The 25,358-nt window shown below is 73.3% G+C and carries 26 protein-coding genes and 1 pseudogene; 8 read left to right on the top strand and 19 right to left on the bottom strand.

Annotation, left to right across the window (positions count from 1 at the left end; all coding sequences use genetic code 11):
* Nucleotides 1–2 precede the first annotated feature (2 nt).
* Genes ACSHWO_RS32360 through ACSHWO_RS32370 form a run of 3 tightly spaced genes read right to left on the bottom strand, consistent with a single transcriptional unit; the run spans nt 3 to nt 3,609 of the window.
* Entirely contained in the window at nt 3–2,330 is a 2,328-nt protein-coding gene (locus ACSHWO_RS32360; protein WP_438317718.1) for an ABC transporter permease, read from the bottom strand.
* A 2-nt stretch (nt 2,331–2,332) separates the two neighbouring features.
* Entirely contained in the window at nt 2,333–3,106 is a 774-nt protein-coding gene (locus tag ACSHWO_RS32365; RefSeq protein WP_438317721.1) for an ABC transporter ATP-binding protein, read from the bottom strand.
* A complete protein-coding gene (locus tag ACSHWO_RS32370; RefSeq protein WP_361087099.1) occupies nt 3,103–3,609 on the bottom strand; it encodes a PadR family transcriptional regulator in 507 nt (168 codons plus the stop codon). The genes ACSHWO_RS32365 and ACSHWO_RS32370 overlap by 4 nt, the downstream gene beginning before the upstream one ends.
* Before the next feature lie 169 nt (nt 3,610–3,778).
* On the opposite strand from ACSHWO_RS32370, the gene ACSHWO_RS32375 reads away from it, so the two are divergent.
* The 5 genes from ACSHWO_RS32375 (at nt 3,779) to ACSHWO_RS32395 (ending at nt 10,636) form a co-directional block, all read left to right on the top strand.
* Nucleotides 3,779–5,050: an ABC transporter substrate-binding protein gene (locus ACSHWO_RS32375; protein ID WP_438317724.1), complete on the top strand. Its 1,272-nt coding sequence runs from the start codon at nt 3,779–3,781 to the stop codon at nt 5,048–5,050.
* A 217-nt stretch (nt 5,051–5,267) separates the two neighbouring features.
* The gene (locus tag ACSHWO_RS32380) at nt 5,268–6,959 is read left to right on the top strand and encodes a glycoside hydrolase family 13 protein (RefSeq protein ID WP_438317726.1); all 1,692 of its coding nucleotides are present in this window, start codon (nt 5,268–5,270) and stop codon (nt 6,957–6,959) included.
* Between the two features lie 59 nt (nt 6,960–7,018).
* A complete protein-coding gene (locus ACSHWO_RS32385) occupies nt 7,019–8,353 on the top strand; it encodes an ABC transporter substrate-binding protein (protein ID WP_438317729.1) in 1,335 nt (444 codons plus the stop codon).
* Between the two features lie 10 nt (nt 8,354–8,363).
* Nucleotides 8,364–9,701 (top strand): carbohydrate ABC transporter permease, encoded by a 1,338-nt coding sequence (locus ACSHWO_RS32390; RefSeq protein WP_361087111.1) that lies wholly within the window; start codon nt 8,364–8,366, stop codon nt 9,699–9,701.
* 146 nt (nt 9,702–9,847) lie between these two features.
* On the top strand, nt 9,848–10,636 hold the full coding sequence (locus tag ACSHWO_RS32395; RefSeq protein WP_361087488.1) for a carbohydrate ABC transporter permease: 789 nt from the start codon (nt 9,848–9,850) through the stop codon (nt 10,634–10,636).
* A 96-nt stretch (nt 10,637–10,732) separates the two neighbouring features.
* Here ACSHWO_RS32395 and ACSHWO_RS32400 read toward each other — a convergent pair whose 3' ends face one another.
* Nucleotides 10,733–11,143 (bottom strand): YciI family protein, encoded by a 411-nt coding sequence (locus ACSHWO_RS32400; RefSeq protein WP_385805578.1) that lies wholly within the window; start codon nt 11,141–11,143, stop codon nt 10,733–10,735.
* Between the two features lie 106 nt (nt 11,144–11,249).
* Entirely contained in the window at nt 11,250–11,738 is a 489-nt protein-coding gene (locus ACSHWO_RS32405) for a MarR family winged helix-turn-helix transcriptional regulator (protein WP_361087116.1), read from the bottom strand.
* A gap of 93 nt (nt 11,739–11,831) precedes the next feature.
* On the opposite strand from ACSHWO_RS32405, the gene ACSHWO_RS32410 reads away from it, so the two are divergent.
* Nucleotides 11,832–12,686 carry an SDR family NAD(P)-dependent oxidoreductase gene (locus ACSHWO_RS32410; protein WP_438317734.1) on the top strand — a complete coding sequence of 285 codons (855 nt, stop codon included), beginning with the start codon at nt 11,832–11,834 and terminating at the stop codon, nt 12,684–12,686.
* Between the two features lie 25 nt (nt 12,687–12,711).
* On the opposite strand, the gene ACSHWO_RS32415 is transcribed toward ACSHWO_RS32410, so the two are convergent.
* Nucleotides 12,712–13,920 (bottom strand): serine hydrolase domain-containing protein, encoded by a 1,209-nt coding sequence (locus ACSHWO_RS32415; RefSeq protein ID WP_438317737.1) that lies wholly within the window; start codon nt 13,918–13,920, stop codon nt 12,712–12,714.
* A 175-nt stretch (nt 13,921–14,095) separates the two neighbouring features.
* Complete coding sequence (locus ACSHWO_RS32420) at nt 14,096–14,368, bottom strand: SH3 domain-containing protein (RefSeq protein ID WP_361087125.1); 273 nt, start codon at nt 14,366–14,368, stop codon at nt 14,096–14,098.
* 168 nt (nt 14,369–14,536) lie between these two features.
* On the opposite strand from ACSHWO_RS32420, the gene ACSHWO_RS32425 reads away from it, so the two are divergent.
* The gene (locus ACSHWO_RS32425; RefSeq protein WP_438317740.1) at nt 14,537–14,740 is read left to right on the top strand and encodes a hypothetical protein; all 204 of its coding nucleotides are present in this window, start codon (nt 14,537–14,539) and stop codon (nt 14,738–14,740) included.
* Between the two features lie 85 nt (nt 14,741–14,825).
* Here the strand turns inward: ACSHWO_RS32425 and ACSHWO_RS32430 are convergent, their stop codons facing one another.
* The 4 genes from ACSHWO_RS32430 to ACSHWO_RS32445 all read right to left on the bottom strand — a co-directional run bounded on the left by ACSHWO_RS32430 (nt 14,826) and on the right by ACSHWO_RS32445 (nt 16,804).
* Nucleotides 14,826–15,173 (bottom strand): hypothetical protein, encoded by a 348-nt coding sequence (locus ACSHWO_RS32430; RefSeq protein ID WP_438317743.1) that lies wholly within the window; start codon nt 15,171–15,173, stop codon nt 14,826–14,828.
* 41 nt (nt 15,174–15,214) lie between these two features.
* Nucleotides 15,215–15,478, bottom strand: coding sequence for a hypothetical protein (locus ACSHWO_RS32435; RefSeq protein WP_361087134.1), 264 nt, complete (start codon nt 15,476–15,478; stop codon nt 15,215–15,217).
* A 248-nt stretch (nt 15,479–15,726) separates the two neighbouring features.
* Entirely contained in the window at nt 15,727–16,560 is an 834-nt protein-coding gene (locus ACSHWO_RS32440) for a hypothetical protein (RefSeq protein ID WP_385805569.1), read from the bottom strand.
* Nucleotides 16,553–16,804, bottom strand: coding sequence for a hypothetical protein (locus ACSHWO_RS32445; RefSeq protein WP_385805567.1), 252 nt, complete (start codon nt 16,802–16,804; stop codon nt 16,553–16,555). The genes ACSHWO_RS32440 and ACSHWO_RS32445 overlap by 8 nt, the downstream gene beginning before the upstream one ends.
* A 453-nt stretch (nt 16,805–17,257) precedes the next feature.
* On the opposite strand from ACSHWO_RS32445, the gene ACSHWO_RS32450 reads away from it, so the two are divergent.
* The gene (locus ACSHWO_RS32450; protein ID WP_438317747.1) at nt 17,258–17,554 is read left to right on the top strand and encodes a hypothetical protein; all 297 of its coding nucleotides are present in this window, start codon (nt 17,258–17,260) and stop codon (nt 17,552–17,554) included.
* Nucleotides 17,555–17,572: 18 nt separating this feature from the next.
* Here the strand turns inward: ACSHWO_RS32450 and ACSHWO_RS32455 are convergent, their stop codons facing one another.
* From ACSHWO_RS32455 to ACSHWO_RS32490, 8 genes and pseudogenes are all read right to left on the bottom strand, one after another.
* A complete protein-coding gene (locus ACSHWO_RS32455) occupies nt 17,573–18,451 on the bottom strand; it encodes a helix-turn-helix domain-containing protein (protein ID WP_438317750.1) in 879 nt (292 codons plus the stop codon).
* Between the two features lie 332 nt (nt 18,452–18,783).
* Entirely contained in the window at nt 18,784–19,812 is a 1,029-nt protein-coding gene (locus tag ACSHWO_RS32460; protein ID WP_438317753.1) for an alpha/beta hydrolase, read from the bottom strand.
* A 76-nt stretch (nt 19,813–19,888) separates the two neighbouring features.
* A pseudogene (locus ACSHWO_RS32465) lies at nt 19,889–20,230 on the bottom strand (D-alanyl-D-alanine carboxypeptidase); the annotation flags it as partial.
* A gap of 79 nt (nt 20,231–20,309) precedes the next feature.
* Complete coding sequence (locus ACSHWO_RS32470) at nt 20,310–20,480, bottom strand: hypothetical protein (protein ID WP_438317756.1); 171 nt, start codon at nt 20,478–20,480, stop codon at nt 20,310–20,312.
* Complete coding sequence (locus ACSHWO_RS32475) at nt 20,477–21,064, bottom strand: D-alanyl-D-alanine carboxypeptidase (RefSeq protein ID WP_438317759.1); 588 nt, start codon at nt 21,062–21,064, stop codon at nt 20,477–20,479. Before ACSHWO_RS32475 ends, ACSHWO_RS32470 begins: the two co-directional genes overlap by 4 nt.
* Nucleotides 21,065–22,111: 1,047 nt before the next feature.
* Complete coding sequence (locus tag ACSHWO_RS32480) at nt 22,112–22,990, bottom strand: DUF4389 domain-containing protein (RefSeq protein WP_438317762.1); 879 nt, start codon at nt 22,988–22,990, stop codon at nt 22,112–22,114.
* Between the two features lie 572 nt (nt 22,991–23,562).
* A complete protein-coding gene (locus ACSHWO_RS32485) occupies nt 23,563–24,243 on the bottom strand; it encodes a DUF4232 domain-containing protein (protein ID WP_438317765.1) in 681 nt (226 codons plus the stop codon).
* 153 nt (nt 24,244–24,396) lie between these two features.
* Nucleotides 24,397–25,344: an ion transporter gene (locus ACSHWO_RS32490; RefSeq protein ID WP_438317768.1), complete on the bottom strand. Its 948-nt coding sequence runs from the start codon at nt 25,342–25,344 to the stop codon at nt 24,397–24,399.
* Nucleotides 25,345–25,358 lie beyond the last annotated feature (14 nt).

A 25,358-nucleotide genomic window follows, 5' to 3' on the forward strand; every position in this document is an offset into this window, starting at 1 on the left:
CGTCAGAGGGTTTCGCTCAGCGAGTCCGCCAGGCGCCGCCGCGCCGCCCGGGTCGCCGGCAGTGCCGCGGCGGCGGCCGCACCCAGCACCGCCGCGGCGACCACCGTCAGCAGCACGGGCAGCGGCGGCAGCTGGGCGATCCCGGAGCCGATCCCGCTCGACGCCCCCTCGGCGTCCACCAGCCACCGGCCGGCGAGCGCACCCACGGCCGTCCCCAGTCCGGCGGACAGCAGGGCGGTCAGCCCCGCCGCCGTGACGATCATGGCCCCGATCTGCCGCGGCGTGAGGCCGATGGCCTTCAGCGCGAGCAGGTCCCGGCCCCGGTCGCGGACGCCCGTGCCGACCAGCGTCAGCAGCTCGGTCAGCCCGATCAGGGCCAGCACCGCGACCAGGGCGGCGATCACCGCGCGCGCCGGCCCCAGCCGGTCGGCCGGATTGGGGGCCTCGCGGACCTCCAGCGTTCCGCCCGCCGACCCGGCGAGCGCGCTGCGCACCGCGCGGGGGTCCGCACCGTCCTCCAGCACCAGCGCGTGGTGGTCGGGGCGCAGCTGCGGATCGCGCTCCCGCAGGGCGTCGACCGTCGTGGTGATCACCCGGCCGCCGGAGTCGGGTTCGATCGTGCGCCCGACGAGATGGAGGATCTGCGGCCGTCCCGCGACGGTCATCCGCACCCAGTCGCCGACGCGGACCCCGAGGAGGTCGAGCAGGCCCTGCCCGGCCACCGCCTCGTCCGGACCCCCGGCCGCGCGCCCCTCCACCACCGCCGAGGGGTACGGGTCCCGGGCCGTGCCCAGCCCGCGGAGCGTGATCGTGCCGGTCTGCCCCGGTACGAGCGCCACCATCTCCGCGCCCGGATGGACCGCGGCGACGCCCGGGACCGCCGCGAGGCTCCGCTCCAGTTCCGCGTCCGACGGGCCGCCCGGCTGCTGGGCGCGGACGGTCAGCGCCGCGGGCACGCCGACCGTCGCGGGCCGGCTGCGGAACTGGTCCAGCGTCGACCAGGCGACGAGCGCGACCGTGATGAGCGCCAGCGGCAGCGCGAGCCGGAGCACCGGAACCACCGTCCGCCAGCGGCGCGGGAACGCGGCCCGCCACCCCAGGACCAGCGCCGGGGGCACCCGTATCCCGAGCGCCCGCCGGCCCAGGGCGGTCATCGGCGCGGCGGACGGCAGTGCCGCCCGGGCCACCGGCACCGGAGGCACCCGCCCGGCCCGCCAGGCCGACAGCCCGGTCGCGGCGGCGATCAGCAGCACCGCGCCGCACGGGATCCCGATCATCAGGGCGGTGTGGCCGGGCAGGTCCTGCCACACCCCGGCCGCGTCCCCGATCCGCCCCGGTATCCGGGCGCCGAGCAGGGCGATGGCCGCCGTCCCGAGGGCCACGCCGAGCAGGGCGAAGGCCAGGTGCTGGACGAGGAAGCCCCGGACCACCTGGCCGGGGGTGAAGCCGACGGCCTTGAGGACGGCGATGTCCCGCAGCTGCCCGCGGACCCGTGCGGCGATCGCCCCGGACGCGGCGAGCGCCGCCGCGAGCAGCGCACCGAGCCCGAAGACGGCGAAGACCTGCCCGAGGAGCCGGTCGTCCCCGCCCGCCTCGGCCCGCGCCTGCTGCCACTTGGTGACCTGGGCCACGCGGTCCGCGCCGAGGACGGTCACGGCCCGCTGGACGATGAAGTCGGTGTCGCCCGGATCCTGTAGGCGCAACCCCACGCTCTGCCCGAAGGGTCCCCGGCCCATGGCGTCGAGGGTGGGGGAGAGGACCCAGCCCGTTCCCGGAGCACCGCCCGGCCGGTAGCGGGGCTCGGCCGTCTCGGCCACACCGCTGACCCGCAGGGTGCGCGGGGCGCCGTCCGGCCCGGTGACCCGTACGGTGTCGCCCGGCTCGGCCCACAGTGCGCGCGCGACCGAGGCTTCGAGCACGACGGTGCCGTCCCGGTCGGCTGCGCCGTCCGGAGGGGTCAGCCAGCTGCCCGCGGTGACGAGCGGGCGCCCCGTCTCCGGCGGTGCCGTCTCGGTGGCGCGCAGGGTCACCGCGGCCCGGGCGCCGCGCGACTCGACGGTCGCCGCCGCCGTGCGGAACGGGCCGGAGACCGCGGCGACCCCGTCCAGGCCGGACAGGGCGGCCACGTCCGCGCCGGCACGCGTGTGCAGCCAGACGTGCGCGCCCCGGGACTGGTTGAAGCTCCGCTGCCAGGGATTGGCTGCATAGCCGAACAGTGCGCCGGCCAGCAGCAGCGAGGCGATGATCCCGGCGCTGGCCAGGACGACGAAGAGGGCTTCGCCGCGGTGTGCGCGGAAGTCGGCGTGCGCCCAGCGCAGTGTGGCCCGCACGGTCAGTCCTTCAGGTCGAGGACGCGGGACACGCCGCCGGCCCGCCCGGGGCGGCAGTCCCCGGCCCCGAGCCGGGCGTCGTCGGAGATCTGCCCGTCGAAGAAGCTGATGACGCGGTCCGCGGCGCTGGCCATCCGGGCGTCGTGCGTGACCATCATGATCGTCTGGCCGCGCTGGTGGAACCGGGAGAGCAGCCGCAGCACCTCGCGGGTGCCCTTGCTGTCGAGGCTGCCGGCCGGTTCGTCGGCGAGGAGCAGGGCGGGGTGGTTGACCAGGGCCCGGGCGAGGGCGACCCGCTGCTGTTCGCCGCCCGACAGTTCGCCGGGCATCGCCCGCTCGCGGCCCTCCAGGCCGAGCTCGCAGAGGAGCTCGGCGCGGGACGCGCGGGCGGCCCTGGGGGAGGTGCCAGCGAGCAGGGCGGGCAGTTCGACGTTGTCGGCGACGGTGAGGTTGGAGACCAGGTTGAAGAACTGGAAGACGATGCCGATGCTTCGGCGCCTGAGCACCGCCCAGCGGGCCTCGCGGTAGGCGTCGACCCGCTCACCGCCGATCCACAGCTTGCCGGCGTCCGGGCGCTGGAGGCCGCCGATCAGGTGCAGCAGCGTGGACTTCCCGGCGCCGGAGGGACCGGTGACCGCGACGAACTCTCCGGGTCGGACGGTCAGGTCCACCCCGCGCACCGCGTGGACCGGGGCGCCCTCGCCGTGGTGCGTCTTGGCCAGGCCCTCGGCCCGGACTATGGGCACGTCCGGAGCGGCGGTGGCGGCGTCGCTCATTCCAGCTCCTCCTGGCAGCGTTCCAGCCAGTCGAGGTCGGCCTGCAGGTGCAGCATGGCGCCCTCGATCAGCAGTTGGGAGATCTTGTTGTCGCGGTCCTCGGCGGCGGCCAGCTTCGACAGGTCCCGCATGGTGTTCAGGTACTGCCGCCGCTGCTTGTTGATCAGCGCGATCGGGTCGGCCATCCCCGATTCCGGTGCGAGGGCGAGCTTCATGAAGAACTCGTCCCGGACCCGGGGCTCCTCGGCGGTGTCCTCGAACCAGGCCTGCACGGCCTCGCGCCCGGCGTCCGTCAGCCGGTACGTCCGCTTGTTGGGCCGGCCCGACTGCTCGACGTCCTCGCCTTCGATCAGACCGCTCTTCTCGAGCCGCCCGAGGGTGACGTAGATCTGGCCGACGTTCGGCTGAGGGTACGCGGCGCCCAGGAGCTTCTCAAGGTCCTGCTTCAGCTCGTAGCCGTGGGCCGGGCCGCGCGTGAGGAGCGCCAGGAGCGGCAGACGCACTCGCTCCCCCCTCCTTTTCGCTCCGTAGCCAACCGTTCACCGGGCAACGCACCGGTCGGCGCCGCCGCCCACCCCGTCTGCCTGGGCATCTAGTATCGCGCATGCCTAACAGGTATATATAGGCCGCATGCGTCGGCAGCGCAGCCGGATCGTGCACCAGGAGGAACCTATGCGGTGGATGCGTGCCGCGGGTAGGGCTCTCCTGGTCGCGGCGGTCGTGCTGACGGGTTACGTCGGCTTGGGCGTCCCCGCCGGCGCGGGCGCCTCCGGGGCCCGCGGCCCCCTGACGCTCGCCACGGCGGGCGACCTGACCGACTACCTCTCCCCGCTCCTCGCCGACTGGAACGAGGGCCATCCCGACGAGCGCGTGACCCTCGTCGAGCTGCCCGACTCGGCCGACGAGACCCGGGCCCAGATGATCAGCGAACTGCGTTCGGGCGGCAACCGCTTCGATGTGCTCAACATCGACGTCGCCTGGACGTCCGAGTTCGCGGCGGCCGGATGGATCGCCCCGCTGGAGCGCGGCCGCTTCCCGCTGGCCGCGTTCCTGCGACCGGTCGTCGACACGGCGACCTTCGACGGCCGGCTCTACGCGGTCCCGTACGTCACGAACGCGGGACTGCTCTACTACCGCAAGGACGTCCTGGACCAGGAGGGCGAGCAGCCGCCGCGGACCTGGGCCGAACTGGCCCGCCAGGCCCGCACCATCGCCCCCAGGCACGGCCTGGACGGCTACGCCGGCCAGTTCCTGCCCTACGAGGGGCTCACCGTCAACGTCACCGAGGCGGTGCACTCCGCGGGCGGATCGATCCTGCGGGACGACGGCGCCCGCGTGGCCGTGGACTCCGACGCGGCCCGCGCCGGTCTGAGGTTCCTCGCGGACGGCGTGCGGGACGGCTGGATCCCCCGTGAAGCCCTCGGCTGGAAGGAGGAGGAGTCCCGGCAGGCCTTCCAGGACGGCCGGCTGCTGTTCCTGCGCAACTGGCCCTACGTCTACGCGAACGCGGGCGCCGGGGGCTCGAAGGTCGCCGACCGGTTCGGCGCGGTTCCGCTGCCCGGGGCCGACGGGCCCGGCGCCAGCGTGCTGGGCGGCTCCAACCTCGCCGTCAGCAGCCACGCCCGGCATCCGGCGACGGCCGCCGACCTGATCTCCTACCTGACCAGCGAGCCGGTCCAGCGCAAGGTCCTCACGCAGGGATCGCTGCCGCCGGTGCGCGCCGCGCTGTACGAGGATCCCGAGCTGATCCGCGCGTACCCGTACCTGCCGACGCTCCGGCAGAGCGTGCTGTCCGCCGTGCCGCGCCCCAAGAGCCCGCGTTACGACCAGGTCAGCATCGCCGTGCAGGCGGTGGCCCAGGACCTGATGGCGCTGCGGCAGACGCCGGAGCAGGCGGTGGCCCGGCTCACGCGCGAGCTCCAGGCCCTCACCCGTAAGGGCTGATCGCACTCCTGCTTCACCTCCCCGAAGGGCATCTACTTACATGTTAAGTAGATGCCCTTCGTCGTGCTACCCGGATGTATGGGCACAAAACACCCCAACTTCCGGCTACTTCTGGACACATCGTTGACACCTTTCGGTTGCCGCTACTTAACATGCATGCATAACAGCGCACCTGATCAGGGCGCTCTCGCATTCAGCAGAAACAGGTCGACGCGAGATGCTCAGCACCCTTCCGGCCGACACCGGCCTCCCCTCCCGCAGCGCCCCGGCACGCGACGCCTGGTGGCGCGACGCGGTGATCTACCAGGTCTACGTCCGCAGCTTCCTCGACAGCACCGGGGACGGCATCGGCGACCTGGCCGGCGTACGGGCCGGGCTGCCCTACCTCCGCAAGCTCGGTGTCGACGGCATCTGGCTCAGCCCCTTCTACCCCTCGCCGCAGCACGACCACGGCTACGACGTCGCCGACTACTGCGGCGTCGACCCCGTATACGGCGACCTCGCCGAGTTCGACCGGCTGGTCGCCGACGCCCACCGGCTCGGCCTCAGGCTGCTGCTCGACATCGTCCCCAACCACTGCTCCAGCGAGCACCCGTGGTTCCGCGAGGCGCTCGCCGCGGACCCCGGCAGTGCCGCCCGCTCCCGCTTCCACTTCGCACCCGGCCGCGGTCCGGACGGCGCGCAGCCGCCCAACAACTGGCACGCCATGTTCGGCGGCCCCGCATGGAGCCGGGTCACCAACCCCGACGGCACCCCGGGGGACTGGTACCTGCACCTGTTCACGCCCCAGCAGCCCGACCTGAACTGGCGCGACCCCGCCGTGGGCGACGACTTCGAGCAGGTCCTGCGCTTCTGGCTGGACCGCGGTGTCGACGGCTTCCGCATCGACGTCGCCGCCGGCCTCTTCAAGCACCCCGACCTGCCCGACTCGGACGACCCGGCGGCCGACGAGCGGGCCCGCGACGCCGTCAACCAGCTGGCCTGGAACCAGCCCGAGGTCCACGGCGTGTGGCGCCGCTGGCGCGCGGTGTGCGAGGAGTACACCGCCCGCGACGGACACGAGCGGCTGCTGGTCGGCGAGGTCTCCGTACCGACGGCCCGCGAGCACGCCGAGTACGTCCGCCCCGACGAACTGCACCAGGCCTTCTTCTTCGACCTGCTCAGCGCGCCCTGGGAGGCCGACGCCTTCCGCCGGACGATCACCGAAGCGATACGCGACATCGCGGGCACCGGCTCCACCGTCACCTGGGTCCTCAACAACCACGACCAGGTCCGCACCGTCACCCGCTACGCCGGCGAGCCCGGCGTGGAAGGCAGCGGACTGGGAGCCGCCCGCGCCCGCGCCGCCGCCCTGCTGATGCTCGCCCTCCCCGGCGCCGCCTACGTCTACCAGGGCGAGGAGCTCGGCCTCCCCGAGGTCCTCGACCTGCCCGACGAGGCCCTCACCGACCCGATCTTCCACCGCACCGGCAGCCGCAAGCACGTCCGGGACGGCTGCCGCGTCCCCATCCCCTGGTCCGGCCACGCCTCCCCCTTCGGCTTCAGCCAGGCCGCCGCCGACGCCAGGCCCTGGCTGCCGCAGCCCGCCTGGTTCGCCGAGCACGCCACCGACCGCGCGCTCGCCGACACCCGCTCCTTCTGGCACCTCTACCGCGAGGGCCTCCAACTGCGGCGCAGCCTCCCGCAGCTCGGCGACGGCACCCTGCGCTGGCTGGACACGCCCCCGCAGGTGCTGGCGGTCGTCCGCGGCGACGGCCTGGTCTGCGCCGTCAACTTCGGCACCGAGCCGGTCCCCGCCCCCGTCCCCGGAACCCCCCTCCTCGCCAGCGGCCCCTGCCCCGACGGGGTGCTCCCCGCCGCCACGGCGGCCTGGTGGACGGGCGAGTTCCCCGCTCCGTCAGTCCCGTAGCCCCCGTACACGCCCCGCCCCGCCCGCCCCTCACCCGCCCCTTCGAAAAGGAGCCGACCATGCGACGACCCAGCACGACGCCCCGCCGGATCGCCGCCGCCACCTCGGCGGCCCTCACCCTCGCCCTCGGTGCCACCGCCTGCGGCGGCGGCACCACCGCACCCGCGTCCGGCGGCGAACTCAGCGGCCAGACCGTGACCGTGGCCGGCGTCTGGACCGGCAGCGAGCAGAAGAACTTCAAGAAGGTCCTGGACGCCTTCACCGCGAAGACCGGCGCCAAGACGGTCTTCGTCCCCTCCGGCGACAACGTCTCCACCTTCGTCGGCAGCAAGATCGAGGGCGGCAACGCCCCCGACGTCGTGATGGTCCCGCAGGTCGGCGTCCTGAAGCAGTTCGCCAAGGAGGGCTGGCTCCAGCCCCTGTCGGAGCAGACCGCCAAGACCGCCGACGCCTCGCTCGCGCCGGTCTGGAAGAACTACGGCACCGTCGACGGCACCTACTACGGCCTCTACTTCAAGGCCGCCCACAAGTCCACCGTCTGGTACGCCCCCGACGCCTTCACCCAGGCCGGCGCCGGCGAGCCCAAGAGCTGGGCCGACCTGCTGAAGACCGGCCGCTCGCTCGCCGACTCCGGCCGCCCCGCCTTCGCCATAGCCGGCGAGGACGGCTGGACCCTCACCGACTGGTTCGAGAACGTCTACCTCTCCCAGGCCGGGCCGGAGAAGTACGACCAGCTCGCCCAGCACAAGATCAAGTGGACCGACGACAGCGTCGTCAGGGCCCTCACCACCCTCGGCGAGCTCTTCAAGGACAACCAGCTCGTCGCCGGCGGCGCCCAGGCGGCCCTCCAGACCGACTTCCCCTCCTCCGTCGAGCAGGTCTTCGGCCCCGCCCCCAAGGCGGGCATGGTCTACGAGGGCGACTTCGTCGGGGGCGTCGCCAAGGACCAGTTCGGCAGGAAGCCCGGCACGGACGCCAAGTTCTTCCCGTTCCCCGCCGTCGACGGCGGCAAGGCGCCGGTCGTCAGCGGCGGCGACGCGGCCGTCGTCCTCAAGCAGGGCAAGAACGGCAAGGCCGGCATGGCGCTGGTCGAGTTCCTCGCCTCCCCGGAGGCGGCCGAGGTCTGGGCCGGAGCCGGCGGCTTCCTCTCCCCGAACAGCAAGGTCGCCCCCTCCGCGTACGGTGACGCCACCGCCCGCAGCACCGCCGAGTCCCTCGTCGCGGCCGGCGACTCCGTCCGCTTCGACATGTCGGACCAGGCCCCGGCCGCGTTCGGCGGCACCAAGGGCGCGGGCGAGTGGAAGCTCCTCCAGGACTTCCTGCGCGACCCCTCGGACCCGCAGGGCGCCGCGGCCAAGCTCGAGGCCGAGGCCGCCAAGGCCTACGGGAACTGAGGCGTCCGCCATGGCTGACACCCCCACCGCCCGCGCCGCGGCCGACCCGCGGCGCCGGGCCCGGAGGAGGCAGCGCCGCCTCGCCGTCCTCTTCGTCCTGCCGGCCCTGCTGCTGCTCGGCGCGCTGGTCGTCTACCCGGTGGTCTTCTCCTTCGTCCGCAGCCTCTTCGACGCCAGCGGCGACCGGTTCGTCGGCGCCGGGAACTACGCGGCGATCTTCCAGGACCCGGCCACCCTCAAGGCGATCCGCAACAGCACCATCTGGGTCGTCGTCGCCCCCACCCTGCTCACCGGCCTCGGCCTGGTGCTCGCCGTGCTCACCGAGAAGGTGCGCTGGGCGACCGCCTTCAAGCTGGTGCTCTTCCTGCCGATGGCCGTGTCGTTCCTCGCCGCCGGCATCATCTTCCGCCTCGCCTACGAGCAGGACCCCGACCGGGGCGTGCTCAACGCGGTCGCCGTCGGCATCCACGACACCTTCGAGGACGCCGCCGCCTACCCGACCGCCCGTCCCCGCGAGGGCCACGGCCTGACGGGCGGCCCGGGCGGCCCGTACGGCACCTCGCAGCCGGTGCGCCCCGGCGCTGCCGCGGTCCCCCTCGGCCTCGTCGGGGTGGCCCCCGGGGCGGTACCGGCCGGAGCCGAGGCCGCGGTCGCACCGCCGGCCCCCGGCCCGGACGCCATCGCGGGCGTCGTCTACCTCGACTTCGCGCCCGGCGGCACCGGCACCCCCGGCAAGGTCGACCCCGGGGAGAAGGGCCTGCCCGGCATGACCGTCGAGGCCGTGCGGGACGGCACGGTGGCCGCGACCACCACCGCCGGCGCGGACGGGTCGTTCCGCTTCACCGGACTGGCCGCCGGCGAGTACACCGTCCGGCTGCCCGCGGCCAACTTCGCCGCCCCCTACCAGGGGGTGAACTGGCTCGGCCCGGCCCTCGTCACGCCGGCCATCATCGGCGCCTACCTGTGGGTGTGGACCGGCTTCGCGATGGTGCTGATCGGCGCCGGGCTCGCCGCCATCCCGCGCGACGCACTGGAGGCCGCCCGGATGGACGGCGCCACCGAGGGCCAGATCTTCCGCAAGATCACCGTGCCGCTGTTGGCGCCGGTCCTCACCGTCGTCTTCGTCACCCTCGTGATCAACGTGATGAAGGTCTTCGACCTCGTCTACATCATCGCGCCCGGACCGGTCCAGGAAGAGGCGAACGTACTGGCCACCCGCATGTGGCTGGTCTCCTTCGGCGGCGGCAACGACCAGGGCCTCGGCAGTGCGCTCAGCATGGTGCTCCTCCTGCTGGTCGTCCCCGCGATGGTCTTCAACATCCGGCGGTTCCGAAGGAGTGGGACATGAGCAGCCAAGGCACCATCGAACGCCGGCCGCCCCGCCGTGCGGCGGCGCCGCCGAGCGCCGCCGCCCCCGCGGCGTCAGCCCCCGGACGACGCCGCGGGAACAGGCTGTCGCGCCTGCTGAGCAGCTCCGTCGTCCAGGTCCTGCTGATGCTGGTCGCCCTCGTGTGGATCACCCCACTGGCCGGCCTGCTGCTGTCCTCGATGCGCTCCGAGCAGGACAACGCCTCCGGCGGCTGGTGGACCGCCCTCGCCGACCCGGCCCAGCTGTCCCTGGACAACTACACGGCTCTGCTGGAGGACTCCGGCATCGCGGCGGCCTTCGGCAACACCGTCCTGATCTCCGTGCCCACCACCGTCCTGGTGGTCGGCATCGCGGCCCTGGCCGGCTACGCCTTCGCCTGGCTGGAGTTCCCCGGCCGGGACGCCGTCTTCCTGGTGGTCGTCGGACTGCTGGTCGTGCCCGTGCAGATCGGCCTGCTGCCGGTGGCCAAGCTGTTCGGCGCGGTGGGGCTGTTCGGCACGATCGCGGGCGTCATCCTCTTCCACGTCGCCTACGGGCTGCCGTTCGCGGTCTTCCTGCTCCGCAACTACTTCGCCGAGATCCCGCGCGAGATGCTGGAAGCCGCCCGGATGGACGGCGGCAGCGAATGGCGGATCTTCTTCCGGCTCGTGCTGCCGCTCGGCCGGCCGGCCATCGCGAGCCTGGCCATCTTCCAGTTCCTCTGGGTCTGGAACGACATGCTCGTGGCGCTGCTCTTCGCGGACAGCGGGTCCCAGCCGCTCACGGTCGCGCTGCAGTCCCAGATCAGGCAGTTCGGCAGCAACATCGGCGTCCTCGCGCCGGGCGCCTTCCTGTCCCTGGTGGTCCCCCTCGTCGTCTTCTTCGCCTTCCAGCGGCACTTCGTCCAGGGCGTGATGGCGGGGTCGGTGAAGTAGCGCAGCCGGTGGAACGGCGCCGCGGGGCCCTTGCCCCGCAACGGCTTCCTCCTCCCGCATCCCGGGGGGTGGAAGCCGTTCGGCGTCGGGCCGGGGTCAGGCCGACGGGGCCTCGCCTACCGGGCGGATCACCACCGGGTACTCGGGGGACCCCGCCGGCACCGGGCACTGGGTGATCCGCGCGGCGATCTCGGTGACCCGGTCGAGGCCGGTGCACTCCAGCAGCCAGTAGCCGGCGGTCAGCACGTCGGTGTCGGCGTACGGGTGGTCGGTGACCGCGGGCTCGCGGCCGGGGGAGCCGGTGACGAACCGGGCTTCGGCCGGTGCGGTGAACCCCTGCGCGTCCAGGAGTTCCCCGGATGCGGCGAGCTCCCCGTTGAGCTCGCCCATGAACGCGACCATCGCCGTGATGTCGTCCCGGCTCCACAGGGGGGAATCGGGCGAGGCCTTCCCCTCCATCGCGTCGTAGTCCACCTGGTTCGCCTGGACGGTCACGAAGTACTTCATCCCCCCAGCCAACCAGCTCGGGCCCCGCAGGGCCCGTTGCTCCTGCCTGGGCCGGCCCGTGTCGTCCCCCGGGCGGCGGGGTCCGGGCGGCCGGGCGGGCCCCGGGTCAGGAGCGCCCGGCCCCCGGTTCCTCGGTGAGCCGCTCCTTCTGCGCCTTGAGCTTGCGCCACACCGTGCCGAGGGCCTCGATGTCCTGCGCGTCCAGGAGGTCCGTGAAGACCGGGGCCAGTGCCTCCCGGCGGGTGGCGTCGGCCTCGGCGAAGACCCGGTGGCCCTCGTCGGTGAGCGAGACCTCCACCGACCGCGCGTCGCGCGCCGAGGGGGTACGGGACACCAGGCCGCGGGACTGGAGTGCGTCCACGACCCGCGAGACCTGGCTGCGGCTGAGCATGGTGCTGTTGCCGAGGACGGAGGCGGGTACCGGTTCGGGGCTCGCCGCCAGCCACAGCATGACCTCGAACCAGGACACGGGGAGGCCGTGCGCCCTGGTGAGGGCCCGGTCGACGCGTTCGGTCATCACGGTGCCGGCCCAGACAAGCCCGTAGAAGGCGTAATCGGCGGCTGGCATCTCGGCCTGGGTCAGTTTCTTCGGCATGGACGAAGTATAGGGATGGGGTTGCGTGTGCACACACACAAGCTTATGGTTGTGTGTGCACGCACATAAGATCTTCGTCCGAAAGGCCCCGCCATGTCCACTGCGTCCGCCACCCCCCGCACCGTCCTCATCACCGGCACCTCCTCCGGCATCGGCCTCGCCGCCGCCGTCGCCGCGGCCCGCGCCGGCTGGCGCACGGTCGCCACCCTCCGCGACACCACCCGCGCCGACGCGCTGCGCAAGGCCGCCGCCGAAGCGGGCGTCGAGCTCGACATCCGTCAGCTCGACGTGACGGACGAGGCGTCGGTCGCCGCCGCCGTGGACGGCGTGGTCGCCGACTACGGCCGGCTCGACGCCGTCGTCAACAACGCCGGCGCCGGCCACGTGGGCACCCTGGAGAACGACACCCTCGACGACGTCCGCAAGGTGATGGAGGTCAACTTCTTCGGCGTGCTGGCCGTCTCCAAGGCCGCGCTCCCGCACCTGCGCGCCACCGGCGGCCGCCTCGTCACCGTCACCAGCGTCGGCGGCGTCGTCGGCCAGCCGTTCAACGAGGCCTACTGCGCCGCGAAGTTCGCCGTCGAGGGCTACATGGAGAGCCTGGCCCCCGTCGCCCGCACCCTCGGCGTGACCGTGTCCGTCGTCGAGCCCGGCGCCGTGGCCACGGAGTTCGTGAACAACATCGGCATCGACATCGAGGGCGACCTCGACGCCGGCCCGTACACCGGTGCCCTGCGCACCTACATCGACCGCACCGTCGCGCAGTTCCTCGACGGCACCGCCCAGACCCCGGCCGGGGCCGCGGAGGCGGTCATGGAGGCCCTCACCGCCGAGCAGCCCCCCTTCCGGCTCCAGACCACCGACTGGGCCCGCGGCTTCGTCGGCACCAAGCTGGCCGACGCGGACGGCTCCGCGGTCCAGGCCCTCACCTCCGCCTGGGTCTCCTGACCCCGGCCCCGACCCGGGTCGCCCGTCAGTTCCCGAACGCGGCCAGGGACAGGCGCTGGGCCACCGCCAGGGCGCCGTCGCCGGAGGAGGACGCGGTGCCGACGGCGTAGACCGCGCGCCGGCCCAGGTCGCGGGAGGCGAAGACACCGCTGCGGTACCCCGGGTCGGAGCCCGTCTTGCCCCACAGGACCGAGCCGTCCGGCAGCGGCACGGACATCAGGCCGACGCTGAAGCAGGCCGTACCCCTGCCCGGGCCGGTGTTGCAGTTCGAGCCGTCGGCGTACGGCAGCGGCTTGCCGTCGACGCCCTTCGGCACGGCGAACAGCTCCGCCGTCTGCTCCGGGCCGAGCAGCCGCCCGTCGAACAGGCCGCGGATGAAGCGGTCCAGGTCGCCCGTGGTGGAGGTCATGCTCGCGGGCAGCCCGCCCTGCACGTTGACGTCGACCAGCTCGCCGCTGCTCCGCGGCTGGTAGCCGGGCAGGTGCGGCCGCGGCACGGGCGTGCTGCGACCGGGCGCGGCGGGCCTGGTCTCCCGCATCTTCAGCGGCTCCAGGACGCGGGCGGTCACCTCGTGCTGGTACGGGTGCCCGGTGACCTCCTCGATGAGCTTGCCGGCGACGCGGTAACCGAAGGAGTTGTACTCCTGCCGGGTTCCGGGACGGAAGCGCGGGCCGGGGGCCGGCCTGCCCTCGGGGCGGAGCGTCTGCCGGATCACCTCGTCGAAGGTGAGGTAGTCGAGGCGGCGCTCGATGTCCTCGTCCGGGGACGAGTCCGGCGCGCCCTCGAAGTCCCGGGGCAGGCCGCTGGTGTGGTCGAGCAGCTGCCGTACGGTGATCGGCTCCTTGAACCGGTCCTCCGGCAGCAGCCCGGGCAGGTAGTGCTGCACGCTCTGGTCCAGGTCGACCCGACCCTCCGCGGACAGCTGGAGCAGGATCACCGCCTCCATGGGCTTGCTGATACTGCCGATCCGGAAGTGGGCGTCGGGGCTGATGCGCTTGCCGGTGACGACGTCCCCGGAGGTGCCGCGCCAGGTCTGCCCGTCCTTGTGGACCTCCGCCAGGACTCCGGCGGTGCCGTCCGCAGGGCGTACGGCGATCGCCGCGCGCAGTGCGGCGGGGTCCAGGCCGGTGCCCTGCGCGGTGCCGGCTGCCTGTGCGGAGCCGATGGTGCAGAGCGCCACGGCTGCCGCGAGGGGGACGGACAGGGACAGGGGCAGGGCTGAGGATCGGCGCACGGCAGGACTCCGTTGGACGGCGTGAACAGGACTTTTCGATCTTGTTCCGCCGATCCGTCCGGAGCCTCGGGGATCCCCCGGTCCCCACCCCGAGCGGACCCTGACACCGTATCGGGGACGCCGCTCGGGGAGGTCGCCGGGAGCCACCGCGTGCCGGTGCGTTCTGCCGTACGCCTCAGCCCTCGGGGTGCGGGGGCTCCACGTCCTTGGACAGGGGGACCTGCCCGGTGTTGTCGACGTGCCGGGCCGAGACCCACACGGGCCTGTCGCGCAGCAGGTACCAGATGGTGTTGCCCTCGATGGACTGGGCGTTGACCTTGCTCATCAGGCCGATCTCGGTGCCGTGGGTCAGGGTCCCGGTGATGGCGGAATCGGTGCTGGGATACCGGCGCAGATTGACGCCGTTGGTGCTGACGACCGTACCGAAGGGCTGCTGCGGGCTGGGCATCTCTTTCCTCCAGGGAGAGTCCGATGGTGACCGCGCCGCCCGACACGGGGGCGCACCGATCGCAGCGTAGCGTCACCGGGCCGACACATTCGGTGATGCTCGCGGTGCGCGGCGTCACGTTGCGTGGCACCGTGGGCAGGGCCATCCACGCGAGGAGGAGTCGCCGTCATGGGCGGAACGCAGGACAAGCGCCAGAAGCCGGGCAAGGGCCGCGAGGAACAGCAGCGGACGCACCGCACCGGCGAGGACCCCAGCCAGTCGGGCACCGGGCAGGAGGGCGGCCGGGGCAAGAGCCCCGAGGAGCTCAGGCTCCGGCAGGAGGAGACGAAGCACCGGCGCGACGAGGACGGGATGCACGAAGACGAGCCCTGACCGGGCCCGTGCCGTCACGCCCGCGCACGCAGGACCCGGCCGGGGTTCGCCGTCTTCACCTCGGCCGGGTCCTGATGTGTGGTGCTCAGGCGAAGTGGGGCGTGCTCACGGGCCAGCGGGCGTCGGTGATCCAGCGCTGCACGGCCGCGTTGGCCGTGTCGTCGAGTGCGGACACCGCTTCGATGGCGTGCAGGTCGCCGGCGAGCGGCGGGATGCCGGCCGCCGTCAGCGCCGCGTGCAGCTCCAGGCGCCGGCGGTGGACCGCGCTGACCCGGACGCCCGGCTGCTCGCTGCGGTCCCGGACCGGGCCGGCGGGCGGGAGGGGGCTCAGGGCGGCGGGGCCGTCGCCGAAGTCCCGCGCCCCGGGGAAGCGGTAGGGGTCGAGCGCGTCCTGCGGTGTCGGCTCCGGGGACGTGGCCCGCCACGTGTTCATGGAAGCTCCTCCTGAATTCTGTCGCTGGTGGGGCCGGTGGGTCATCGCTGCTGCTGGTCCTGCAGCGCACGGGCGCCGGCGGTGATCACTTCGGCGAGCTGGTTGGCGAGTGCCACGCCGCAGCCGCCGAGCCTGACGAAGCCGCGGCAGCCCACGGGCCCGTCGTTCGCGAGGGAAGGGAGGACCAGGCCGGCGAGCGCGAGAGCGGCCTGCAGGTTGGCCACGGCGTCCTGGCCGGACTGGTAGGCGGCGTCCTGGAGCTGCCGATAGCGGACTCGGTCGGCGTAGGAGGGCTCGTGCAGCATGTCTGCTGTCCTCTTCTTCGGGAGGTGGGGGGGAAGGGGGGAGGGGGCGCGTCGCGCGTGCGTTCGCGTGCGGGAGAGTGCCGAGGAGTCGCCGTGCAGAGATTGCGCACAGCCCGTGACCTGTCGGTTTCGACCGTCGTTCCTGAGGTGAAAACGATCATTCCGGTGAGCACTGGGAAGGACCGCGTTCTCCATGCAGTTAGCGGCTGTCGCCTCTTCGCCCGCGTTCTCGTTCCGGGACGCGGCCGTCATGCCCCGTAGTGGAACGAGGGGCCGGGGGAGGCGGGCATCCGGTTGCGGTGGCGCGGCACGGGGTTGCGGGGTGGCCGGGTGAGCGTGATCTGGCGTACGAGCTGCTGGAAGCAGGCCAGTGCCGCAATGGCGGGAAGGGTGGCCGCGGCCTGCGCGGCCAGCGTCCTGGGGGCCTGGGCCACGCACAGGAACGTGGCGAGGGTGGAGAACAACAAGACGATGGACCACGAATGGACTGCGCGGCGCTGGTGCAGGGCGGCCCTCAGGATGGACAGGGAGGCGACCATCCATGGCCCGTAGATCAGCAACGGCCACCAGCTGACCACGTCGTGGGCGGTCCGGGGCGCGGCGCTGTGCCGCAGTGCGTCGCAGATGGCGAGACCGCTGAAGACGCTCACCACGGCGGCGATGACGGCGACCAGCACCGCGGTGAACAGGCTGCCCGTGCGCAACAGGGAACTGAACGGCGACTTCGCCGCGGCGTGCCGGTGTCCTCCGGAGGACTGTGCCGGGGCCTGTGTCGGTGCCTGTGCCTGCGGCAGTCCGACCACGCTCGGCGGTCCGGCGAACATGGTCGCGGAGCCGAGCGTCTCGGTCGTTTCGTCGAACCCGGGACGGTCGAAGGACTCCGCCGGCCGCGGCGCCATGGAATCCTGCAGCAGGTAGGCGAGTTCCTCCGCCGGGTCCCACGCGCCGCCGGTCTGGCCGAGCACGAGTGGTGACGGCATGGCCGTGGTGTGGTGTTCGACGTCCGGGCCCGGCCAGAACAGGCGTGGCTCGGGCTGGGGGAGGGAGCCGTTCATGTCGTGGTGACCGTACGTCTCAAACACCGGAGGCCATCCCTGCGTGCTCGTCGGCGCGCGTGCCGGATGCGGTCGGGGGCGTCGACCGCCGGTTGAATTCGCTGCGGATCGTGCTCATCGCGTGCAGGAAGTCCTCGAAGATCGAGGAGGAGTAGTTCAGCTCGATCTTCTTCCCTTCGTACTGCAGCGTCGCGTTGGCGACCGGGCCGGGGCCCAGGCCCGCCGAGCCCGGTGTGAACGTCCAATTCCCCATCCGGGTGGCCCCGCTCATCAACGGGCGGCCCTTCTCTTCCGCATGCCGACGGAAGACTGCCGAGTGGTTAGCTGTTGTCATAGTCCAACCAACGCTCCTGGCGCCGGACTGGGTATGCGCCAAGCAGGTGATGATGACGCGCGCGACCGGGCGTTGACCCGTGCACTGACGGCCGTGTGGCCGTCGGACCGCTACCGTGATCGGCCACCGCCTCCCGTCTGCCCTGCATCACCGCAGCTCAACAACGTGCCGGTGCGCAGCAGAGGTTCGCCGTGACCGTGGCGTGACCTGATTCCAGGGGGCGCGCGGTGTACCGCGTACGGGCGAGCGCGGGCCGACGGATCGGCGTAAGTGGCTGCAATGAGGTGACAGGGCGCAACCCTGCATATGCCGCTGCGTTATGTCGAGGTGTTGCCGAGGGTCCTGCTGCGGGCCCCTGTTGATCGAACTCACCGCTGGAAAGGATCCGCCGTGCCAGACGTCTTCCTGAGGATCATGTTGATCTGTGCAGTGCTGGCTGTCTTCGGGGCCGCATGGAGGTCTTCCGGCGTGGGTGGACTGTGCCAGAGGGACGCGCTCGAACTCAGGCGCCAGCAACGCTTCAAGGACGTGCTGACCCTGAACACGCATGCCATCTGGGCCGCTCAGCAGGAAGCGGCGGCAGCGGCGGCGGGAGCGGCGGCGGAGGTCGTGCCGGACCTCGACCGGGGTGCGCAGTGTGACGCGTGCGGAGCCTCGCCCGGTGTCATCGGCTGGAGGGAGGCGTAGCGGCGCGGTGCCGGCCGCTCACGGGACCCGTCGCAGCCGTCCCGGGCCCGGGCAGGAGTGGAGGACGTCGCCGATGAACCGGCGGCTCTGCTCCGGTCCGAGGGCCTGCGCCTGCAGGTGGTCGTACATGAGGTGGTACGGGTGGCGGTCGGCGGGCCTTTCCAGGTGGAGGTCGCTGGTGAACCGTTCGAGGTACACGACCCCCGCGTCGGTGTCCGAGAAGGCGAGGATGGAGAACTGCCCTGAGGCGCCGGGGTGGGCTCCCGCACTGTGCGGGAGGACCTGCACGGTGATGTGCGGCTGGGTGCTCAAGTGGTTGAGGTGCTGCAGTTGTTCCCGCATGACGTCGGGGGTGCCCACGCTGCGCCGCAGTGCGGATTCGTCGAGGATCGTCCATAACCGGAAGGGGCGGGCGGGGTGGTGGGCGCGGTGTTGCCGCTGCAGCCGCAACTCAAGCTGGGCGGCGACCTGTTCGGGCCTGATGTCAGGGTTCGACTCGGCGATGACCGCCGCAGCGTAGGCGCGCGTCCGGAGCAGTCCGGGGGTCACGAGCGGCTCGTAGGAGTGGATGGACGCCGCTTCCGTCTCCATGCCGATGTAGATGCCGTAGGGCACGTCGCCGTAGGCGACCCACCAGCCCTGCCGGCCCGACTCCTTCGCCATCCGCATCAGCGAGCCGACGATCAGCTCGTCGGTGACCTCGTACAGTTCGCACAGGTCGCGCACGTCACGGGGGTTGATGGCCCGGCGGCCGGTCTCGATCAGACTGATCTCGGACTGGGACACCAACAACCGGCCGGCCACCTGCTGGTGCGTCATGCCCGCGGCATGACGCAGTCGGCGAAGTTCCGCGCCCAGGCGGCGCCTTCTGATGGTGGGACTTCCGTTCACCGCCATGGGCGGTCCACCTCCAACTCCAAGACCTCGCGCAGGAATGTGCACAGACCAGGGCCGAAGAGAGCAAAAGCATTGTCCATACCCGGACCGACGCGGAGTGAACCCCGACGGCGAAGATCACCTATCCGGCGCAGAAGAGCACTGCGACGGCCGCCGAACGTTGCTTCGTCAACCGTTGTGCGCCGTCCCCCCGGTCGGCCCGAGGCAACTCGACGCCCCCCACGCCCCCCCTCGGTCACACCCCCAACGATCTGTCGTCGCACGGGACACGGGTTCGGACAGGATGGTTAGTTTGATCCTATGAGCGGCTTCGGTGTGCGGCCGGCCGCCGCTCAACCGCCCGTTCGTTCGGTGCCGTTCGCAACCGGCCGGGACGGCGCGCGGAGGATGCGCCGGAGCCAGCGCGTGCGGGCGTCGCGTGCGTCGCGGCTGAGCGCGGCCTGTGGGGCGAGGGTGTCGAAGCCGTGGAAGGCGCCGGGCCACACGTGGAGTTCGGCCCGACCGCCGGCCCGCCAGAGGGCGTTCGCGTAGGCCACGTCCTCGTCCCTGAAGGTCTCGGCCGATCCGACCTCGATGTACGCCGGGGGCAGCCGCGACAGGTCGGTGGCCCGGGCAGGAGCGGCGTAGGGCGGCACGTCTGCGGTGCCGTACCGGTCGCCCAGCAGCGCCTGCCACGCGGTCGCGTTGGAGGTGCGGTCCCAGGTGTCGATGCCGGCCATCTGGTGGCCGGAGACCGTGTCGTTGCGGTCGTCGAGCATCGGGCACAGCAGCAGCTGCCCGATCGGTACCGGCCCGCCGCGGTCACGGGTGAGCAGGGCGAGGGCCGCCGCGAGGCCGCCGCCCGCGCTCTTGCCCCCGATGACGATCCGGTCCGCGTCGACGCCCAGGTCCGCCGCGTGGCCGGCCACCCAGACGAGCCCCGCGTAGCAGTCCTCCAGCGGGCCCGGGTACCGCGCCTGCGGCGCCAGCCGGTACTCGACGGAGACGACGGCCAGCTCCAGCGGGCCGGCCCAGGTGTCCAGCAACTGCCGGAGCACGGACCAGGCGTTGCCCATGATCATGCCGCCGCCGTGCATGTAGTACAGCAGCGGCAGCGGCCGGGCGATCCCGGCCGGCCGCGCGCTCACGAGGGTGACGTCCGGCCCGCCCGGCGCAGCGGGCACCCGCAGCTCCGCCACCTCGAACCGGCCGTCGGCCCGCAGGTCCCGGGCCGTAGGCCGGGGCCTGGCCGCGGTGTCCCGCTCCTGCCGTGCGGCGAGGTTCTCCGGAGTGAGCGGCTCCCTCGCCCCGGCACCCGAAGCCGCCAGTGCGGCGGCCAGTTCGGGATCGAAGGGGGGAGCGTCCCCGGCGGCACCATCCATGGACGGTAGTCAACCACCCTCCCCCGCGGTCCCGGAGCGCCGGGTCAACCGGGGGATTCCTGCAGGGAGGCGGCGATCAGGGCGAGGTCGTTCGCGATACCTCGACACCGGCGACGTCGGCGGTCGGTGTGGACGCGCCGTTGACGCCCGCGGAGGAGGTGTCGAAGCGGCCGTCGACCTTGTCGAGGTAGCCGGCGACGGTGAGGGCGCCCACGGCGAGCCGGTCGTTGAGCGAGTCCCCGCCGACGGCCGCTCCGGTCTTCGCGGACACCTTGCCGCGGGCCGGGCAGGTGCGGCAGTTCCCGGCGAGCAGCCCGTCGACCGAGAGGACGGGCAGGGCCTCCCGGAACCGCTGCGCGTCCGGAGTACGCTGCCGGTAGGCGAGCATCTGCACCACCGCCCGGGGCGTGGCGCGGTCGGCCGGGTTGCCTCCGCGGCCGTCCGTGAGCTGGACCTGCTCGCGGTCGACGCCCGCCCGGTCCCGCGCAGCGCCTCGATCAGGGCGGTCCGGCCGGACGCCGCCGGGTCCGCGACGGGGAGACGCGCAGCGACGGCGCCGCGTCCGCCGCGATCGTGCCGGACAGCCGGATCCGGGTGCCGCCGTCGGCCGCCGTGACGGTGATGTCCGTCGGCTTCCCGGCCTCCACGGTCTTCACCGTGGACGTCACCTGGTGCGGCGCGACCTTCGGCCGCCAGTCCAGCCGGGCGTCGGCGCCCGGCCGGGCCCGGGCGTGGTCAGCAGGTCGATGAGGTTGTCGTTGATGATCAGCGGGGTCGGGACGGGGTCCAGGACCGGGTCGGGCGCGAAGAGGCGGCTGTCGACGATCACGTCCCCGTCGACCCGGGTGATGCCGGCGTCGTAGACCTGCCGGGCGAGCAGGTCGATACCGGCGAGCGGGTTCTCCGGTGTGAGGGTCGCGCCGAGGAAGTCGTCGGCGTAGGTGTGGTCGAGGTCGGTGTACGCGACCGTGCCGTCGGGCCGGGTCCGGCCGCCCATGGTGAGGTCGCCCTGGGCCACGAGGTCGAGGTCGCCGGTCGGGGTGGCCCCGTTCAGCTCGCCGACCGCGTAGACGGGGGGCACGAAGCGGTGGTCCGGGCCGAGGGTCCGCCACGGGCCGGAGACCGGGAACAGCTTGGCGGTGGAGCCCGGGATGAAGAACTGGCCGGGGCACATGCTGTGCAGGCCCCGCCCTGCGTCCGGGTCGGTCCGCAGCAGGCCCCACTGGGCGTGCCGGTACTCCGGCTTCTGCATGACCTGCGTGATGCGCGGGTCGAGCCGACCCGGGTCCCCCGCACCCGGCGGCCACGGCGACGCGACGAGGACGTGGACGTGGGCGTGGCCGGGGTGGGCGAGGGGGAGGGGGCCGCACCGGCGCCGGCGGCCGAGGCGAGCGCCACCAGCAGCAGGGCCGCACACCCGGCGGCCAGTCGGCGCCGTACTGCCGCGATGCGCATCGGTGTGCCCACGGCGCGCCCCGTTCCACGCGGCTGCCTGCTGCCCGCTGCCCCTTGGCGAGGGTCCGGGGACCGGGGTCCCGGCCTGTGAACAGGGCGGCAGGACCCGGAAGGGCCTGCACGTCACCCGGTCGGCGGAGCCCGGAGCCCCTGCCCGAGCTGTGCGCCCGACGGAACCGAGCCATCATGGCGGGACGGGAGACCCCGGAGGGCCGCTCGTGGGCGCCCCGCAGTCAGCGGCGACGGCACGTTCCGGTGTTCCGGTCGGGAGGCGAGGCATGCACCTGGACGAGTCCCAGCGGGCCTGGGCCACGATCATCGCTGTTGTCGCCGTCATCCTCGCGGACATCGCGGCGATCATCCTGATGAACGTCCTCGGCCGCTGATCCGACGAGCGGCCCGGTCCGGTCCGACCCCGGAGCCTGACCCCGCGTCCGTCGTCCCGCACGGCAGGATCAAGGCGCCGTCCTGCGCCCTCGGCACGAGCGCGCCGATCCCGGCGACGCCCGCCATGGCCTCGACCGGGACGCCCGGCGCGCAGGGCGTCGTCCAGTCGGCGGGGCGGCTGCCAGATGGCGCTCGGCGTCGCCGACCCGTCCGGCGCCCACGCGGGCGCCGACATCGCGTACACGTGGCGGGCCCGGCAGGCTGGCGAAGCGGGCCAGTGCGGGAACCAGGGCACCCACCTGATGCCCGTGGCGCCCTTGCGTACCTTCGGCAGCCACATCCGAGGCGACACCGACGGTCGGCCGGGCGGCTGCGACCTGACCTTGCCTCGGACACCGGCCCCGTGACGGTCCGCGCGGACGCCGACGGGCGGAACGGCGGCTGCTGGCTGGCTGGGTCAGTGCCCGGACCCGGCGTCGTACCGGGTCACCCCGTGCACCGCCGCCCTGCCCTTGTCGTCGTAGTCGTAGTCGTCGTAGTACTCGTCGCCGCGCCCCAGCGACGACAGGCTGCCCGCGACGAAGCCGAGCACCAGGAACGCCACGACCAGTACCTTGGCCCCGGTGGACAGCACCAGCGGCCGCGTGGCGTTGGGCGCCGCCGGGGCGCCCGCGGCCGCGGCCGGCGCGGCCGGGGCACCGTAGCCGAGGGCCGGGGGCACCGGGTCGCCGAACAGCCGCTTGGGGTAGGCAGAGGTCAGCATCATCGCGTACGCGAGGAACCGCAGCCGGAACCGGAGCACGGCGGCGGAAGCCTCGAAGATCGGCTCCGGCATCCGGCCCAGCACCAGCGCGATGAGCCAGAACACCCAGCAGATGACGGCCCAGCCGTACTGCAGCAGGTTGCTCACGATCGCGGCGGGGATCATCAGGATCAGACGGAACAGCACGGCCAGCCGGTTCAGCTCGCCGGGCCGCAGCTCGATCTGGACCGGGTAGCCGGGTGCGGCGAGCGCGAACGGCGGGTACTGGTCCACCAGCAGCATGGCGCTGGCCGTGACCCGGGTGGCGTAGGCGAGGTAGTCGCCGAGGAAGCGGGCGATGCCGTGCGGGAGCCGCCCCTGGACCAGTGCGGCGAACCAGCCGGCGATCGTCAGGAAGAAGGCTGCGATGCCGAGCAGGGCCACCACGATCATCTGAGGGATCAGCAGCAGCCAGCGCAGCAGCACGGTCCAGCGCCGCTGCCGGCCCGGATCCGGCATGTCGAGCTCCGGCAGCTGCTCGCCGGCCGGCCCGGAGGCCGCGTCGGGCGGGCGGGGGGTCCAGCCTGTGGTCATGGGGGCCTGCCTACGGTGGCGGTGGTCGGGGCGGGCGAGCACCCTCCGCGGTACCCGTTCGGGAACCTCCCGGGTTCCGCGAGGCGTGCGCGTGGGACATGCGTACCGCGCCCGGCCGCCGGTCAAAGCAGCCGAACGGCAAGTTGGCCCGGCCGGTGGCACGCGCCGTCCGGCCGGGCGGCGTGCTCACCTCCGCTGGAAGACCCCTTCCGGGTCGGCGGTCGTCGGCCCGCCCAGCCGTCCATCCGGGGCCAGGCCTCCTCCCAGCTGTGGTCCTCGAGGTCCGGCGGCAGCAGGGCCGGGTCACCGCCGAGCAGCAGGACCGGACGTCCGCCCAGCCCGGCCTCCGGCAGGGGGCACCCGGCCGCCGGGCGGCGGCGCCTCACCGCGCGCCCCCGGCTCCCGTCCGCGCCGCAGCCCACCGAAGGGATCTGTGCACACGCGCCTCCTGACGCGAGCTGACCGGCGGTCACAGCGTGAGAGGAAGGCGGGCCGAACCGTCCATTACGCCGTACGCGGCATGTTGACCGGTGGCGGCCCGGCCCCGGTGCACCACTCCCGCGGCGCCGTCCTCAGGAGGGCTTGGCGGCGGAGTAGGCGGTGACGGTCGCCTTGTTGTCGCACAGGGCGAAGACGCCGTCGTCGAGGGCGATCTGGTGCGCGCCCGCCCCCGGCACCCCGACGACGAGCGTGGGGTACGTGGCCGGGGTCGCCCCGGAGGCGCAGTAGCCGTCGGCCTCGCCCTGCACGTTGACGAAGGTGAGCTTCGTCCAGGCGTGGGCGCCCGGGGCCAGGGTGACCGTCGCGGCCGAGCCGCTGTGCGTCGCGGCGAGCGGTACGTTCTTGTCGGGCGCCCCGTTGCCCGCGCCGGCGGCCGTGGGGAAGCCCTGGAGCGTGCAGGTGCCCTTCGAGGTGTTGGTGACGGTGATGACGGCGGCGCCGGTTCCGGTTCCGGGCGGCCGGACCGCGGCCTGGCGGGCCTCCGTGACCTCGACCTCCTTGATCGTGCACGGCTTCGCCCCGCCGCCCGACGTCACGGGCGAGGCCGGGGCGGCGGGCGTCGCCTTCCCCGCGCCGCCGGAGCCGCCGGCCGTGGCCCCGGGGGTCGGCGGCTGCGGCTGCGCCGACCGCGACGGCCCGCCGGGCTGGGCACCGTCCTCGCCCGACGGCGTACAGGCCGTCACCAGGAGGGTGGTGGCCACGGCCGCCACCAGCGCGGTCACGGTCTGCCGGACACCTGCTGCGTACTGCATGGGAACCTCCCGAGGCCCACGACCGGGCCCCGCCGGCCCGTACGTCCACGGACACAACACCGCGCCGCCCCGGAGTTCCCGCCGCCACACCGCTGTGCCCTTCCCGTGACGCCTTCATGACCTACCGCGCCGTCACAGGGGTTGCTGCCTCCGTCACGCCCGCCCGGCCGGCACCGCGGTGCGGACCTCGACCTCCCCGTCCGCCTGCCCGCCCACCGCGGCGCGCCCCGCGGGGGCCGCCGCCGGGAGCGCCAGTTCGAGGGCGTCGAGGGCGGCGCGGGCCTCGCCGAGGCGCCTGCGGATCTCTTCGACGTCGGCGGGCTGCGGCTCCACGACCGCGGCGGCGGCCGCCTCCGCGGCGGCGCGGTCCTCCTCCGCCTGGCGGGCCTCCTCAAGGGAGTTGATGACCACCCCGATGAGGAGGTTGACCAGCACGAACGAGCCGATCAGCACGTACGAGGCGAAGTAGAGGAGGGTCCACCGCGAGACCTCCAGGCCGGCCCGGACCGCATCACCGAGCCCGTCCAGGGTGACCAGCAGGGACAGCGTGAGGGCGGCGCGGCCCAGCGAGCCGAAGTGCTCGGGGTCGTCGTCGGCCAGGAACACCCAGCCGACCATGGAGTACACGTACAGCAGCAGGGCACCGACGAGCAGGAAGCTCAGCGTCCCCGGCAGGCTCTTGCCGATGGCGACGATCACGATGCGGACCTGTGGCAGGAACCGGGCGGCGCGCAGCACCCGGGCCAGCCGCAGCAGCCGGAGCACCGTGGCGTTCTCGCGGGCGAACGGGGCGAGGGCGAGGGCGACCACGGCCAGGTCGAAGAGGTTCCACGGATCGCGGAAGAAGTCCCCCGGCCGGTCGGCGTGCGCGGCGGCGCGCAGCAGGACCTCGACGGTGAAGGCGGCCAGGAACAGGTGCTCGGCGAGCTTGAGGCCGTCGTGCCAGTCCTGTACGACGCCGTCGTAGGTCTCGATGCCCATGAGTGCGGCGTTGCCCACGATGAGGCAGAACACGGTGGTGGTGAAGGCGGCCGAGTCGACGATCCGCTGGCTGCGGGCGGCCAGGGCGTGGCGTGACGGGCTGCCGGACCGGTGTGGCATCGAGGAGGTCCTCA

Origin of the sequence: Streptomyces pallidus (ex Mingjun et al. 2026) (assembly GCF_051550185.1) — a bacterium.
In the GTDB taxonomy this organism is placed as follows: domain Bacteria; phylum Actinomycetota; class Actinomycetes; order Streptomycetales; family Streptomycetaceae; genus Streptomyces.

Excerpts from the sequence above, each read along its gene's own strand:
- ACSHWO_RS32365 (WP_438317721.1), bottom strand. The coding sequence starts at position 3,106 with ATGAGCGACGCCGCCACCGCCGCTCCGGACGTGCCCATAGTCCGGGCC.
- ACSHWO_RS32375 (WP_438317724.1), top strand. The coding sequence starts at position 3,779 with ATGCGGTGGATGCGTGCCGCGGGTAGGGCTCTCCTGGTCGCGGCGGTC.
- ACSHWO_RS32380 (WP_438317726.1), top strand. The coding sequence starts at position 5,268 with ATGCTCAGCACCCTTCCGGCCGACACCGGCCTCCCCTCCCGCAGCGCC.
- ACSHWO_RS32385 (WP_438317729.1), top strand. The coding sequence starts at position 7,019 with ATGCGACGACCCAGCACGACGCCCCGCCGGATCGCCGCCGCCACCTCG.
- ACSHWO_RS32390 (WP_361087111.1), top strand. The coding sequence starts at position 8,364 with ATGGCTGACACCCCCACCGCCCGCGCCGCGGCCGACCCGCGGCGCCGG.
- ACSHWO_RS32395 (WP_361087488.1), top strand. The coding sequence starts at position 9,848 with ATGCTGGTCGCCCTCGTGTGGATCACCCCACTGGCCGGCCTGCTGCTG.
- ACSHWO_RS32400 (WP_385805578.1), bottom strand. The coding sequence starts at position 11,143 with ATGAAGTACTTCGTGACCGTCCAGGCGAACCAGGTGGACTACGACGCG.
- ACSHWO_RS32405 (WP_361087116.1), bottom strand. The coding sequence starts at position 11,738 with ATGCCGAAGAAACTGACCCAGGCCGAGATGCCAGCCGCCGATTACGCC.
- ACSHWO_RS32410 (WP_438317734.1), top strand. The coding sequence starts at position 11,832 with ATGTCCACTGCGTCCGCCACCCCCCGCACCGTCCTCATCACCGGCACC.
- ACSHWO_RS32420 (WP_361087125.1), bottom strand. The coding sequence starts at position 14,368 with ATGCCCAGCCCGCAGCAGCCCTTCGGTACGGTCGTCAGCACCAACGGC.
- ACSHWO_RS32425 (WP_438317740.1), top strand. The coding sequence starts at position 14,537 with ATGGGCGGAACGCAGGACAAGCGCCAGAAGCCGGGCAAGGGCCGCGAG.
- ACSHWO_RS32430 (WP_438317743.1), bottom strand. The coding sequence starts at position 15,173 with ATGAACACGTGGCGGGCCACGTCCCCGGAGCCGACACCGCAGGACGCG.
- ACSHWO_RS32435 (WP_361087134.1), bottom strand. The coding sequence starts at position 15,478 with ATGCTGCACGAGCCCTCCTACGCCGACCGAGTCCGCTATCGGCAGCTC.
- ACSHWO_RS32445 (WP_385805567.1), bottom strand. The coding sequence starts at position 16,804 with ATGAGCGGGGCCACCCGGATGGGGAATTGGACGTTCACACCGGGCTCG.
- ACSHWO_RS32455 (WP_438317750.1), bottom strand. The coding sequence starts at position 18,451 with ATGGCGGTGAACGGAAGTCCCACCATCAGAAGGCGCCGCCTGGGCGCG.
- ACSHWO_RS32460 (WP_438317753.1), bottom strand. The coding sequence starts at position 19,812 with ATGGATGGTGCCGCCGGGGACGCTCCCCCCTTCGATCCCGAACTGGCC.
- ACSHWO_RS32475 (WP_438317759.1), bottom strand. The coding sequence starts at position 21,064 with ATGCAGAAGCCGGAGTACCGGCACGCCCAGTGGGGCCTGCTGCGGACC.
- ACSHWO_RS32480 (WP_438317762.1), bottom strand. The coding sequence starts at position 22,990 with ATGACCACAGGCTGGACCCCCCGCCCGCCCGACGCGGCCTCCGGGCCG.
- ACSHWO_RS32485 (WP_438317765.1), bottom strand. The coding sequence starts at position 24,243 with ATGCAGTACGCAGCAGGTGTCCGGCAGACCGTGACCGCGCTGGTGGCG.
- ACSHWO_RS32490 (WP_438317768.1), bottom strand. The coding sequence starts at position 25,344 with ATGCCACACCGGTCCGGCAGCCCGTCACGCCACGCCCTGGCCGCCCGC.